This is a genomic window from Microcoleus sp. w2-18bC1, assembly GCF_036700365.1.
In the GTDB taxonomy this organism is placed as follows: domain Bacteria; phylum Cyanobacteriota; class Cyanobacteriia; order Cyanobacteriales; family Microcoleaceae; genus Microcoleus.
Window position 1 is genome coordinate 1 of record NZ_JAUBOS010000052.1, and the last position, 14,097, is coordinate 14,097.

The following is a 14,097-nucleotide window of genomic DNA, read 5'->3' on the forward strand; positions in this document are numbered from 1 at the left end:
TTATATTTAACTCGGCTTGAAGATATCGATCGCTCTTATTCTTGATGTGCGATCGATTATTCAGCAAGCCCTAATTATGAACTTTTTTTGAAGACAAACTAGCGCTCGTCTGAGACTTTCGCAAGAGGTCTAATCAACTTGGCAGATCCGGCACTGTCCAGCCATTTTTCTGGACGATCGCACTGCCCAGAAAGTAGCGCTATTCTTAGAAAAGGGATTTGTGTCAGCGAGACTCCGGGAGATTCTTATCAATATTACTTGGAGTCCTGAGCAAATGAAATTGATCGAAGCGCAATTAGCACGCGCGGCAGTTTAGCTCGCCGGAAGAGGTTATTACAAAAGCCCTCCAGACTTTGACTCAAACACGCCAGCATTATTGGGAGTGGGTGGAGGAGGTGCGCTCTTCGGTGGAGGAAGCGGAGGCAAAACTATCGCGGGGTGAGGGAATCCCCTTAGAGACTGCGTGCGAGCAATTACAGGAAAAGTTTCGCAAGGCACGAGAGGTTGAGGGATGAGTCAATGCTTTGTCTCTCCAACAGCAATTCGTGCAAAAAGTATCCCATAATTTTGGGTCAGGGAAATAAACCGACACCTATTTTATAGTTTGTGCTAGTTAGATTAGATTCAAATAGCCCGGAATTAATGCCAGTTGAACATCAGTGGGGAAATTTACCCGAAAACTACTTTAATAACCTAATATTCAAGTCAATGTCTAAGGTAATCGATGAGCTTTGTCAAGAACTTGTCAATCTAGCATTTAACCGGGAGCGCTGGCGCTCAATGACATATTTCCCACATTTAAGAATAAGCTCTTTGAACGCAACTTAGTATGAGTTTTGAATTTAAGATGTATCAAAATCCAGAGCGCAGTCCGGCTGCAACTTCCCCAACCGCCTACTTGGTGTAATCAATAGTAATGATGAAATTTCTAGTTTTAAGAGTTCCTAGGTCCGTCAACGAAGGCTTTTAACTCAATAGCATCGTGACTGCAAAACACGCGCACATCTTTACTATGCTGCACCGATAATGCGTGCAGCCGGCCTTGATTGAGCAACCTAGCCTTGCGATCGACCTCCATCATCCATTGGTAGGCGCGCAGACCGGGCGTGCAGCGTCGGTTAGCTGCATCCATCTCGTGTCGGTAGAAATAGGCATCGCCTGCGTGCAGAAGCCAGCCATCGGGTGTATCAATGGCAATGCCAGCATGACCGCGCGTGTGCCCCACCAACGGGATTAGCAAAATTTCCGGCGGCAATCCGTCGAGCTCGCGGACTGCTTCAAAACCAAACCAAGGTTCGCCACCCGCCGAATAGTATTTCCACCGTTTGACTTCATCCCACTGCCCCGGACGATAGCGCCTTTTTGTGATGAAACCATGCCGATCGTGTGCGGCATCGATTTCAGCCTGCATGACGTGTACGGTTGCTTCAGGGAAATCCTCTAGACCACCGGCATGATCGAAGTCGAGGTGGGTGAGTACAATATGGCGCACATCGCTTGGTGAAAATCCGAGCTGTTCAATTTGATGGATTGCCGTGTACTTGCGATCGAACTGGATGTTATTAAAATAAACGAAAAACGGGCTGAGCCGAGAGTAAGGCGACTGGATATCCCGCAATCCGAAGCCGGTATCAATCAGAACAAGTCCCTGATTGGTTTCAACCAGCAGACAGTGGCAGGCGAGGTTAGCCGTCAAACCGCTACTAAAGCCATCGAAAAGCGCCCCTCCAATGGGACACATACAGCCACAATTGAGATGATGAATTTGCATAAATGTGCTGTACTAAATTACTTAGGCGGGAACCATTTATTACTCAGTTCGCATCCAAGGCCGATGCTGCATAATGCCATCGATGAACGCCTGAGAAAAATTCGCTAAATCGTCGTCACTACTGGGAGAAGTAAACACGCTTTTATTGGCTGCAATCTTGCCACTATCTGCGATGTTTACTTTCTTTAAATCTACACATAAGCATAGTAAGACGGGCGGAAATTATTGGTTAGCAGAACCCGGTTCAGTAAGCTGGCGGTGCATTTCGGCATTAACGGTATCAGGCAAAACCTTGCTTGCACTGGCTAGAATCTTTGTCTTGAGCGAACCTGCAATGATGTTGTCCTTACCAGCCATCAAGGCTTCAAATCCCTGTTTGGCAACCTCGGCTGGATCATCTTTCTTGTCGGCGCCCGCCTTCGTGTCATCCATTCCCGCCCGGTGGAAGAAGTTAGTATCGGTGGGACCGGGCATCAGCGAGGTGACAGTTACACCTGTATCTTTTAACTCATTGCGGAGTCCTTCGGAAAACGAGTGGATGAAGGCTTTGGATGCTGCATAGACTGCCTCAAATGGCCCCGGCATTAGGGCGGCAATGGAGGAAGTGAATAGAATCCGTCCTTGGCCGCGATCGACCATATCCTTGACTACCCGTTTAGCCAAATGCACAGACGAGACAACGTTGAGGTTAATCAGATTTAGTTCGTCCTTCAAGTCTGTCTCGCGGGCAAAGTCGCCACCGACGCCGACACCGGCATTAATTGCGATCGCATCCACTGGCCGATTAGTCGCTTTTATCTGGTTGTAGAGCGTCTCAACACCGTCGTAGGTAGCGAGGTCTGCCTGCACTGTCTCGACTTTGGCACCGAGCCCCTCAAAGGCTTGAGCCGCTTCATTGATGCTCGCTCCGGTGGCGGTGACTAGGAGATCGAAGCCGTTTTGAGCGAACTGTTTGGCGAGTTCGTAGCCGATACCGTTAGAGGCACCCGTCACGATAGCCAAAGGCCGGGTCAACGAACTGTTTATAACCATTTAAAATCCTCTGTAACTGCTCCACGCTCTTTTGTCTAGGCTTGCTTCTGTCTGTACTAGACAATCTTTGTGGACTGTGGACGTTCAACTTTTACAATGCTAGGGAGATAGGAGTGCGATCGCATCTTTCCTAGGACATAAGCTTTTAGGCATTTAAATACGGTAGAGTCGAAAACAAACTTCATGCAATTAGTGTAAAAATCACAGCCGAGAATCATCTTAGAGAAAGAGCAAATAGAGAAACTACATAAAGCCTTAAAAAATGAATAAAATGGAAATATTAAAGAAATAATTATACTTAGATAGCAATCCTTGCAGGAGTCGTAAAATTTTTACCCCACCCCAACCCTCCCCGCGAGATCGGGGAGCAAGTAAGAAATTCACAAATGATGCGAGGATTGCTATCTAACTATGAAATGCGCGTAGATATGGCTAATAACTCTTTTGATAATTATTGGGGAGCCGCCATTATCGGGCGCTAAATCGGATGCGATGAGAGACGGGAGATGGAAGATGGGAGATTGACTCGGAATATTAATCCTGGGCTAAAAACATTTATCTCTGGTGGAACGGGCAGGAGGCTTGTCCAGGGATAACAGTGGGTGATGTTAGTTATAAGTGAATCTCAGGCACTGGTCTCAATCAGACCCAATCAACCTGGTAACAGCGACGCAAAATCTCAGATATCAGGTCGATCGCGCACCAAGAAACCAACCGGAGGATGCCAAGAGTGTAAGATGTCATTTATCAAGAATACTTTCTGTTGCCGATTGCCCGCTCGGCACCCAACATTGAAAATTATGACAGCCAATTGCTGATTCTGCTGGCTTCATGTTATAGTGGTTTTCCAAGAATTAAATTCGGTTGCGTAGTTTGTTGGTGTTTATTTACAAGCGTCTCTCCGAATCTAAGTCTCTGCACCCTAATGATTCTGGAGATTTTATGTCGATTTACGTGGGTAATCTTTCATATGAGGTAACATCAGATGACCTCAACGAAGTATTTGCCGAGTACGGTACTGTAAGCCGCGTCCAAGTGCCAATGGACCGGGAAACAGGCAGGATGCGGGGTTTTGCTTTTGTGGAAATGGCAAGCGAGGCAGAAGAAGCAGCAGCCATCGCAGCTTTAGACGGCGCTGAGTGGATGGGCCGTGACTTGAAAGTCAACAAAGCCAAACCTCGCGAAGACAACAAACGCCCGGGTGGCGGCGGCGGCTGGGGCGACAAAGATCGCTCTGCTCGACGCTACTAAGCTTTGAGACTGAAAATTTGAGTTTTGGTAGTTGACGGCAGGTGCGAATGCTGCCTTTTTTTCGGGTTGTTCGATCGACCCATCCAATAAAACTCCCAAACCTCTAAATCAGCTTTGCCCCCTCCTTTGAGGGGGCTTTGTTTTTGGCGAAAAATCCGGCGAGATACGTTCGCGATCCAGTTCCCACTCTAGTTCGTGATTCAGTACCCTCTTCCTCTTAACTGCTTTTTTTAAGAGGCTGTCGGGATTTCGCGGCTCGACGCCTGTAAACTATCAAACTAGAATTAAGCAGCAAGAAAAGCTAGAATAACGGCAAAACTGAATATTGCCTAGAACAGCAAAACTATCTTTACCGAAGATTAGTCGAGAAAACCAGCCGAATATCAGCCAATATCTTGATTTTGCCTGAATAAAGATGTCCAAGGTCTACAGCACGGCGGAACTCATTAAAATCCTCGAAGAAGAGCGCCAAGCCTGCTTGTATGGGCGGCGCCTCAACTTGACCGAAACTCCTGCTACAGGCAACCCCGTGATTGACCGCTTTCTCAAATCTGAGGGCGTACAGAAGTTCACCGCTTATCAAAATTTTAAGGCAGCCGTACACGAATACCAGCGGGAACATCAAGTTTCTGGGATTGTCTGGCGGGAAATTGCGGTTAAAGGCAATACTCTACGCTATCCGGCAGTGGATGACGAATTAATAGCTCTACCGGTTGATTTGATTACGTTGAAGGCAGCTAAGATTGCTATGTTGGAATTCTGGCAGCAGGTAACTGCCGGGATGGATTTGTATTTAAGTGTTAACAGCGGAAAGGATTTTCGAGCGATCGAGTCGGTTGATGTAGAGGCTATAGCCCAGCGCACAGAATGGGCCAGCCTCTCGAAGTGGGAAAAGTTGGATTTTCTAGAAATTTTGTTGCAGTTGGGCTGGGGGAAGCCGGAGGAAGCTTATTATAAGCGGGGATGGCCGACATCGGGCAGCGAGTACATTCACGCCGTCAAACCCGGACAGCGGCCGATTTGTTAATTAGTCAGTAGTCAGTAGTCAGTAGTCAGTAGTCAGTAGTCAGTAGTCAGTAGTTACTGATTATTGGGAGATATTCAAAACAAATAACAAATAACAATTGGCAATTGCCAACTGCCAACTGCCAACTGTCAACTGTCAACTGTCAACTGTCAACTGTCAACTGACATCTGACAAAGCATCAAGCCAAACCACTGATTTGGATCTGTCCAAACCTGCACTGGAATTAAACCACGCTGCGAAAGTTCTTTTTTTACAGTATTGAGATTAAACTTGCGCGATATTTCGCTGCGGATAGTTTCTCCCGCTGCAAATTCAACCGTTAAATTGAGAGAACGCAACTGCACTGTTTGCGCTTTTTTACTTTTCAAGTGCATTTCTATTTGACATTCCTCTTGATTGTAAAAAGCCCAATGCTCGAACTGTGCTAAATCAAAATTTCCCTCATATTTTCGATTTAAATGTCGCAGCATATTCAAGTTAAATGCTGCTGTTACTCCTTGACTGTCATCGTAGGCAGGCTCTAAAATATCCTTAGATTTGTCCAAGTCAATTCCCAGCAAAAAATACTCTCCCGGCTGCAATGCACCGACAATTTGCGAGAAGAACAAATCGCATTCTTGAGCATTGAGATTGCCGAGGGTACTGCCGAGAAAACAAATCATTCGGGTTGGCAAGGGCGACGGTGCAATTTTAGCTAAGGCTAATTCGTATGTGCTGACAAGTCCGTGAATCTGGAGCGACGGATAATCGGCCAACAGTTGACAAGCGCTGCTTTCTAGGATAGTAGGACTGATGTCGATCGGCAAATAGTGCAGGGGATATTCCAGTTGACTGTAAGCATCAAGGAGAATCCGAGTTTTGGTGGAACTGCCGCTGCCGAGTTCGACGATTTCGCAGGGGCCAGTTAAATTGGCGATCGCCCCCGCGCACCCCTGCAAAATAGCCGTTTCAGTGCGCGTCAAGTAGTATTCCGGCAACTGACAAATCAACTCAAACAGGTTCGAGCCGCGATCGTCGTAGAAATACTTTGGAGGCAGGGATTTGGGGGTTTGAGTCAACCCGCTAACTACATCGCTGCCAGCATTGATTTCTGCGGGTGTCAGTGCCGCAGAGCTCACCAGTCGCTCTAAGTGCAGCCGGTTTTCTTTCGTTGAGGCTGAGTTTGTCGTGTCGGACAGTCTTGGGGATTTCATAAAGTAATTTTTAGATGCACATATCGGTATAGCACGCAGTCGCGTTGCCAAATATCGCGCTCAAGTCAGATTTTTCAGGCCACTCTCCGTTCTGTATTGTCTCACCCGATGGATCTCGCTTCCACAATTAAAACTTAAAATTTATCCACAAAAATTATTGAATACTTAACCAAACTTGTTTTGTTTGAGCTTGTTACATGGAAAAAAGTTGGGCATTTCACAAACAAATTTTGTCCCCAATTCCCTCTCCAGCCATTTATTTGATGTTCGTCAAATAAGCTTTATAATGCAATTATTAAAGAATTTATTCATCGGACTTTTCCGATGAATAAATTCCTGACTATGAACAAAGTTGAGGGTAGTTACAATTACCTAGCGAACTACTTAGCGCACCGAAAACCAGCAATAATTTGCCGCACGCCCGGATAATACCAATTCCGAAAACTTGATCGCAGAGCCTGCGGAAAAGTTGCCCAACTCCCGCCTTTCAAAACCCGGTGTTCTCCATCAAAATAAACTTGAGAATATCCCCTGTAAGGATAACTTTCAAATCCCGGATAGGCGTCAAAAGTTGAAGCAGTCCACTCCCAAACATTGCCTAACATATCGCAGCAACCCACCGCACTTGCTCCTTTGGGAAAGGCATCCACTGGCGAGGTATTGGCAATATTATTACCGTGATTGCACAGGCTGCCGTTTGGCGGTTCTTCTCCCCAAGGATAGATGTGATATTTTTGATTTGTGGCATCCCAAGTTGCAGCTTTTTCCCATTCGGCTTCCGATGGCAAACGCTTGCCGATAAAGTTGCAGTAAGCTTCGGCTTCGTACCAACTCACGCCGCAGACTGGATGGTTGTTGAAAGCTGGATTTTCTGACCAGTAAAGCGGTCGAGAGACGGCTTCGCCTTGCAGCCATTTCCAGCCGTCCCCCGACCACCAATCAGGGTTTTGATAGCCACCGGATTCCATGAAATCTCGGTATTGACGGCAAGTGACGGGATAGCGATCGATCGAGTATGCTTCTAAATAACACAGGTGGCGCGATCGCTCGTTATCCAAAGCCTCAGCAGCATCGCTTCCCATGTAAAATTCTCCGCCCGGAATTTCAATCGCCGGGGAATCGGTAATTGGTAATTTGTAATCTGCAATTGGTAATTGGTAATCGGTAATTAATCTTCCTTCCTCATTGCCTCTTCCTTCTTCCTTCTTCCCTCTTCCTTCTTCCTTCTTCCTGTGCATTTGCAACACGAAAGCAACAGTTTCGCAGTGCTGGCTTTCGTGCTGAATAATAAACCGCCAGAGACGTTCTTGCTCGTCGATCGGCGCGACTTCCAAATAATCTAACAGCTTTTTTCTAACCGCGTCCAGATATAATTCAACTTCAGGTAACGTCGGCAGAAAAACCCGTTGTTTTTTCGGCAAAATATCAGCAGCAAACAGTTGGTGATACTGAGGCAAGACAGGTTCCAAGCCAGCACATCGCTGTAACAGCCACAAATCCTCAGTATAAGCAATGTGACCTAAGTGCCAGCCAACTGGACTGAAATCAGGATGAGCTTGGCGGCAAAAAGTATCGTAGTCGATGTCTGTAAATAGCTTGAAAGTGCCGCGGCGACACTGCTGCAAATCGCGATAAATTGCCTCTCTACAAGATTGGATAGATTTCGATCTCACGATCTACTCCGGTAGTGATAATGCTCTGGACTGGACACTCGTGCCAATTGCCATCAAATAAAGGTTCAGAAGCAATGATGACAGAATCCGGGAAATTTAAATCGTCTCGCAGCCAATAGAGGGAAGGAGGGGCTTTTTGGGAAGCAAAGCGAGAGGCAACGAGCTGGTGTCCGTCGCTGATAATTATATTAGCTGAAAATTCTACTTGGTGAAAGTTTGCTAGCTCTGCCAAAGTTTTCAGCGAGTTTTGCAAAGCAGCTTCTAGAGTCAGATTTCCGGCTGTCAATTCATTGAGAAACAAGCCGAAGATATGCTCTGAATCTGTAGTGCCGTTAATTGATTGATAAAGCGTATCGCTGAGTCGATCGCGAATTGGTCTGTAAAGAGTTTGCCGAAAATTCTTCACGAAGCCGTTGTGTACGAACAGCAGGCGATCGTTCTGAAACGGCTGACAGTTGCTCAAATCTACAGATTGTCCTGAAGTTGCACTGCGAACATATCCGATCGCGCATCCAGATTCAACGTATCGACTGATACTCGGAAGGTTAATGTCGCTCCAAATTGGCTGTACATTTTTATAAGTAAACGGGTCAGTATCTAGGTGCGGGTGATACCAACCAATACCAAAACCGTCAGCATTGAGTACGCCAGAAGTCATTTCGCGGGGCTCGTAACTCTGCACAATTAGGGAATGTTCCGGCTTGTACAGAATAGCATCGAGTAAAATCGGCTCCCCGAGGTAGCCAAGCAAACGGCACATAAAATTTTTGCAGCAATGTGATTAGCATTGTAAGTCATGAGCCGAAAAATTGCCCGTTAGCGAAGCCCTCGAAGAGGATCGCCCATCTTCAGGGCTGGAAGGTTTTTTGTAGGCCGCTGCCAGCATCGCAGTACAAACGATACAGTTAAGGTAGAACCCCTGCAACACAAGGAGACTCTTGAATGTTCATCGACGAACTCATCCCAATGGCGAAAGAATTGATCGAACAGCCGATCGCCTTCGCGGGCGGATTTTTATCTGGCCTGCTTCGACTCAACCTTCACGAAGATCCCGTTAAAAGCTGGATCGACGAGCAAGCTGGTTCAACTTCCTACACTACTCCCCCAGCCGAACCCACCAACGGTAAAAGCACGGGGCCTCAGTCAATCTCGATCGACTAAGGAAAAGCAGTAACATCCTCCCAACGCCAAACTGATTACAGTTATGGCGTGGGTTTCCAAACTTCACAGTTTGGCTTTTCGCGTTTTTCCCTTAAGGGATTTCCACACTGGGGTAGATTGAATTGCTCAGTCCCCGCTAGAAAGTCTGCACAGACACTTTCGATTCCCGTATAACCTTTCTCAGATAGATGAAGTACAATAACAGGAGTGTGTAAACCAGTTCCAAATATTGTGATGAGAAAGTTGACGGAATCCAAAGTCGATCGCCTTTCCTAATTATTGATAATTTGTTATGTTGATAAAACTGAAAATATATTTAAGTTTTTACCATAAATTCTCCGGTTTGTGATCAATGGCGCGAAGGGGGCGAAAATAATATTACTTTCGCCCCTTTTTTGATTAGTTTCTTTACTTGTTTTCTCTATTTATATGACTATTTTCCATCACTAATAAAGCATTTTTCCCTGGTTTTGGTAGGTTGCCACATCATAAAAGTATCAAATGTAATTGTATCATTTTCTTTTTAAATTAACTTATATTAGAACTTCATGAACCCTTATATAGCAATCCTTGCAGGAGCCGTAATTTTGTTACCCCACCCAAACCCTCCCCTTAGCCGCTCTGAGGGAGTAAGAAATTCACAAATGATTTAGGAATGCTATACCTTGCTAGTCGCTTTGTTTCCGAAGATGCTTGGTGATTCCTCGCCCGCCCATCAGTGATCTGATTAAAATCAAGTATTGTTCATGGGTGGCATTTCTCGTCGCCCCAAAACTCATATCCTCACTCATCCGCAGGGCGAGTGAGGATATGAGTTTTGATTAAACTAACTATTGCAGCCAGTACCAAGGGTTGGTGAGTGCGACAAATCCTTTTAGTCAGAGTCGATCGCCCAGTGGTATGCTAGATAGCACTTGACAGTTAAATTAAAAGGTTATTATGTATAGCACAACAAGTTCAGTTCGATCGACATGACTATCTACATTGGAAATCTGTCTTACCGCGCCACCGAAGAAGACCTCAAAGCAGTATTTGCAGAATACGGCACAGTCAAGCGAGTTGTCTTGCCTACCGACAGGGAAACCGGTCGGATGCGCGGTTTTGCATTTGTTGAGATGATGGAGGATGCCCAAGAAGACGCTGCAATTGCCGAATTAGACGGTGCAGAGTGGATGGGGCGCCCCTTGCGAGTGAACAAAGCTAAACCGAAAGAAGAGGGAAATCGAGGCGCAGGTATCAAGAGAAACGACGGATATTAGTCCGCGAGGCGGCGGTTGACATCCTCTCGAAACCCACCTGATGCACCAGTACGCCACTAGCGCCGAATTGCAAGCAACAGTTGATTTTGGGGATGAAATGTCAAATCCGCTGCACAAGAAAATCTATTCTTTATGGGCTGGACTTGATTCATAACTTTTTGAGAAAAACAGAGTTTATGCGCGGTAGTCTAGAAACCCGATTTCTTCTGCGATACCTCACTGCTAAAATCAAAATTTATCAGGAGAAACCGGGTTGATGAGCATTAATCTTAGAAAGAGTAAACTCGCCCTTTTTCATCAATATAAACTGATCTGTCTTGCCGAGTGCTGCCGTCTGATCTGGTGATGCGAATCGTCAAAATGTTTGTCTGCGAGTCAACGTTATAGTCGTATTTCAAAGTTGTGGTTCCTCCGGTGGCATTAATCGGAATATTGGCAATGTCGCCGATACGATTGCTGATGCGAACACTGATGTTTCTGCTGGCTCCGACTGGCAAGGATGACAAGCTGCCACCTGATTCACCGTATTCTAGGTTCAATCCCGTTTCATTTAACAGTCTGAGGGTAATGTTGCGAGTATTGTCAACCTGCGCTTGAGGTTGCCAGAATCCTGGTTTTTTGCCACCGTCAGTTGCAGGTTGAGCTAATGCTGGGTGAGGATGCAGAAAGGCTAGGGCGGCAAGTATTGCTGCGGTTGCAATAATTTTTGATTTCACGGTTTTTACCTCCGGGTCATTCGATTTTAGATTTTAGATTTTAGATTTTAGATTTTGGATTGACTTGCGCGAGATAAATGCGGGGGCTTGAGGATGTTCGATTTTCGATTTGGGATTGATTCCACGGATAAATCACGTGGCGGGTACCACCTTTGAAATTCGTGGTCAAGAATTGGTTATATTTCTATTCTAGCTTTAAAATCCGATGTTAGTGGAAGGAAGAGGGAAGAGGGAAGAAGCAGTAAAAGCAATAAAAGCCCGGGTTTGAGAAATTAAGGATTTCCTAACCGTCGGGCGCGGTTGCTATATCTATTCAGAAACGGGGCTTCTGTAGTTGTTAATATTCCTGGACGCACGGGTTGTCTAGAAATCCGATTTCTGAGCGGGTGACTGCTTGCCAAAACTATGATTTAGAGTAGAAACGGGATTTCTGAGGTCAAGTGCGTCCGGGAGTGGTTAATTGTTAATTATCGATCGAGCGGCTTCTAGCAGCAGGCCCTGTTCGGCGCGGACGATCGCCCTGCTAGTTTGTTCTACAGCATCGACATTGACCGAAATAGACGAAATTCCCCACCGCACGAAGGATTCAACTGTGTCGGGATACAATGCGGGAGCGTCGCCGCAGATTGAGCAAGGAATGCCGGCGGCCCGGGCCTGTTTGATTAATTGTTCGATCGCCCTCATCACTGCTCGATCGCGCCCGTTGAAAGCACCTGCTACCTGGTCGGAGTTGCGGTGACTGCCTAACAGAAATTGGGTTAAATCGTTGGTGCCGATGGAAATTCCTTGAACTCCTGCTGTTACGTAATCTGACAATAAAAATAACACTGAAGGAACTTCCGCCATAATCCACAGTTGAAATTCGGCTGAACGGTTTTTCCAAATTGTTTCTAAGCGCTGGCGGCAGTAGATAAACTCGTCAACCGAGCGCACGAAAGGCAAAATTAAATTAACATTGGTATGGCCTGACTCGCAGACTTTTTGAAGTACGCAGAGTTCCCAATCAAATAATTCCGGTTCAAAGGTATAACTGAAACTGCCGTGGGCGCCTGACTCCCGTAAATCGAGAGAGCGATAAAATATTGGTCGCGGCGAAACGGCAGCAGCAAATAAGCTCAGGCAATCGGCCATGCGATCGACAAATTCCGATTGGCGGCCGTCTTGTAGCCAAACTTTGGGGTTTTGACAGTCCAAAGCTTCTAATGCCATTAATTCCGATCGCAGCAATCCGATGCCATCTATTGGCAGATTTTTGAGGCGGTCAATCGAACTTGTTTGGCTGACATTAACTAGCAGTTGAGTCGCCGTTGGTGGGCCCCAAACATATTGAGTAGACTCAGATTGTCGAGATTTAGGCCCGGAATTGGACGATCGCTCGGAGGTAGAAGATTGGTGCTTGGCTATTGACATTTTTGCTGCTGTACTGTATATATTTGCCTTTTTTGCTGTGTCCCGAAGTCGGCTGCTGTCTCCTCTGTCGATCGCATCGTGTTGGGCGAGGGCAAAAACTTCTCCGCTATCGCCGTCTACCAAAACCGAATCGCCCGATGCGATCGCCCGCGTGGCCCCGGTCACTCCCACAACGGCGGGAATCCCCAATTCTCTTGCTAAAATGGCGCCGTGGCCTGTCATACCTCCTTGTTCGGCAACCACCCCAGCAGCAACCTTCAGCCAAGGCAGCCAATTCGGATCGATTGTCCGAGCTACCAAAATGCCTCCCGCTAAGAATTCCGCGTTTTCTGGGTGGGAATTAGTCATAACTTGGGCAATTGCTTCGGCTTTTCCTGATGCTGCTCCCACACCTCTAAGTATGGCAGGAGTTCGGGCTGGGGCGATCGAGTTGGGCTGCCGGAGGGCGATCGAAGTTTCCTCTAGTGGCGCGACTTTTTCCCCTTTCACCAGACGAACTTGAGTGAAATAAAACTGCGGTTCGCCACTGTTTGCTGTCTGGTTTAGCGTCCACTCCAAAATTAAATCTGAGTCAAATTCGGCGATCGCTTTTTTACTCAATTCAATGATTTCTTGCAGTTGCGATTCCTCTAAAACGTATTCTGTTTGTGCTTCCTCTCCCAGCGCTAAAACTTGCACGCAACAGTCAGCAAAATCAGGAATTATAAAGGGAGAATCGGGAATTGGGAAAGCAGCAAACTTGCCCAGCAGGAGTTTTTTTTTCGGTTCACCATCGCCGACTTTGAGATTGTAGGCTAATGTTTTGTAACCGATCCGCTGGAATTTAACCGCGCTTGTTTCCGGCTGCACTTGATAGTAATCGGGGATGGTTTCTCCCTTAGCGAGGGACAATCCCAAACCGCTGATGGCTTGGATTTCCCACTGTGCACCCGCCTTTGTTTTCACCTCGCCCGCGGCGATGGCTTCTTGAAGTGGCTGCACCAAAACTGCGGGATTGATTTGCTGTACCCGCAGGCCGCACCGCTGCCAGTAAAATAGACTTCGGGCTCTGAACATTTCTGCCCAAGCTCGTTTGAGTCCGTCCCCAATGGCTTCGGGTTCTGCCCGTACTGCCTGAGATGCCAGAATGCCCACTGTTTTCGGGTTCCAGGAAGTCAGGGAAGGGCGAAAAATTAAAGCTGTGGAGTTTAAGTTTGACTTGGAGTTGAGTTGAGAAACAGCAGACTCTAGGGTGGAGAGCAGTGAATCTGGCAGTTTGCCGGCGAGGATTTGGTGGCGGATGCTGCGGGCGATCGATTGCAGTTGTCTGGGTTCATCGACATTCAAGTGCAGTGAAGAGTGTGGCCAGTCAGCAAACAGCGGTTCTAGGCACTCGATCGACTCTAAAAACTGCCAGAATGTGGTAGCCGGTACGACAAAACCAGGTACAACAGGATGATTTTTCTGGAGCAAACAGCTCAAGTAAAATGCTTTTTCTCCCACTGCATCTCTGTCTGAAGGTTGAATTTTGTCTAACCAGTAGAGGTTTTTCACGCTGCGAGCCTGTCGGTGGAAACTGATTGAAGTTGAAAGTTTTTCCCATTAATCACTTACGACAATTTTAG

General features: G+C 46.7%; 12 protein-coding genes. 5 read left to right on the forward strand and 7 right to left on the reverse strand.

Annotated features, from left to right (window positions below; translation table 11 throughout):
* Positions 1-353: 353 nt before the first annotated feature.
* The gene (locus tag QT979_RS21535; RefSeq protein WP_333217055.1) at positions 354-515 is read left to right on the forward strand and encodes a hypothetical protein; all 162 of its coding nucleotides are present in this window, start codon (positions 354-356) and stop codon (positions 513-515) included.
* A 419-nt stretch (positions 516-934) separates the two neighbouring features.
* Here QT979_RS21535 and QT979_RS21540 read toward each other — a convergent pair whose 3' ends face one another.
* The gene (locus tag QT979_RS21540) at positions 935-1,771 is read right to left on the reverse strand and encodes an MBL fold metallo-hydrolase (protein WP_333311639.1); all 837 of its coding nucleotides are present in this window, start codon (positions 1,769-1,771) and stop codon (positions 935-937) included.
* Positions 1,772-1,993: 222 nt separating this feature from the next.
* Entirely contained in the window at positions 1,994-2,803 is an 810-nt protein-coding gene (locus QT979_RS21545) for an SDR family NAD(P)-dependent oxidoreductase (RefSeq protein WP_333311640.1), read from the reverse strand.
* 942 nt (positions 2,804-3,745) lie between these two features.
* On the opposite strand from QT979_RS21545, the gene QT979_RS21550 reads away from it, so the two are divergent.
* Both QT979_RS21550 and QT979_RS21555 read left to right on the forward strand, forming a co-directional pair.
* Positions 3,746-4,054 (forward strand): RNA-binding protein, encoded by a 309-nt coding sequence (locus QT979_RS21550; RefSeq protein ID WP_333213089.1) that lies wholly within the window; start codon positions 3,746-3,748, stop codon positions 4,052-4,054.
* Positions 4,055-4,469: 415 nt separating this feature from the next.
* Positions 4,470-5,081 carry a hypothetical protein gene (locus tag QT979_RS21555; RefSeq protein ID WP_333213090.1) on the forward strand — a complete coding sequence of 204 codons (612 nt, stop codon included), beginning with the start codon at positions 4,470-4,472 and terminating at the stop codon, positions 5,079-5,081.
* A 149-nt stretch (positions 5,082-5,230) separates the two neighbouring features.
* Here QT979_RS21555 and egtD read toward each other — a convergent pair whose 3' ends face one another.
* The 3 genes from egtD to egtC form a co-directional block, all read right to left on the reverse strand.
* Positions 5,231-6,274 (reverse strand): L-histidine N(alpha)-methyltransferase, encoded by a 1,044-nt coding sequence (egtD, locus tag QT979_RS21560; RefSeq protein WP_333213091.1) that lies wholly within the window; start codon positions 6,272-6,274, stop codon positions 5,231-5,233.
* Positions 6,275-6,654: 380 nt separating this feature from the next.
* On the reverse strand, positions 6,655-7,947 hold the full coding sequence (locus QT979_RS21565; protein WP_333311641.1) for an ergothioneine biosynthesis protein EgtB: 1,293 nt from the start codon (positions 7,945-7,947) through the stop codon (positions 6,655-6,657).
* Positions 7,919-8,707 (reverse strand): ergothioneine biosynthesis protein EgtC, encoded by a 789-nt coding sequence (egtC, locus tag QT979_RS21570; protein ID WP_333311642.1) that lies wholly within the window; start codon positions 8,705-8,707, stop codon positions 7,919-7,921. The genes QT979_RS21565 and egtC overlap by 29 nt, the downstream gene beginning before the upstream one ends.
* A 182-nt stretch (positions 8,708-8,889) precedes the next feature.
* Here egtC and QT979_RS21575 point away from each other — a divergent pair, with 182 nt between their 5' ends.
* A complete protein-coding gene (locus tag QT979_RS21575) occupies positions 8,890-9,108 on the forward strand; it encodes a hypothetical protein (RefSeq protein ID WP_333040721.1) in 219 nt (72 codons plus the stop codon).
* Positions 9,109-10,079: 971 nt separating this feature from the next.
* The gene (locus QT979_RS21580) at positions 10,080-10,367 is read left to right on the forward strand and encodes an RNA recognition motif domain-containing protein (protein WP_015179076.1); all 288 of its coding nucleotides are present in this window, start codon (positions 10,080-10,082) and stop codon (positions 10,365-10,367) included.
* A gap of 269 nt (positions 10,368-10,636) precedes the next feature.
* Here QT979_RS21580 and QT979_RS21585 read toward each other — a convergent pair whose 3' ends face one another.
* Positions 10,637-11,083: a hypothetical protein gene (locus QT979_RS21585; RefSeq protein WP_333213097.1), complete on the reverse strand. Its 447-nt coding sequence runs from the start codon at positions 11,081-11,083 to the stop codon at positions 10,637-10,639.
* 456 nt (positions 11,084-11,539) lie between these two features.
* On the reverse strand, positions 11,540-14,026 hold the full coding sequence (locus tag QT979_RS21590; RefSeq protein WP_333311643.1) for a putative PEP-binding protein: 2,487 nt from the start codon (positions 14,024-14,026) through the stop codon (positions 11,540-11,542).
* Between the last annotated feature and the right edge of the window lie 71 nt (positions 14,027-14,097).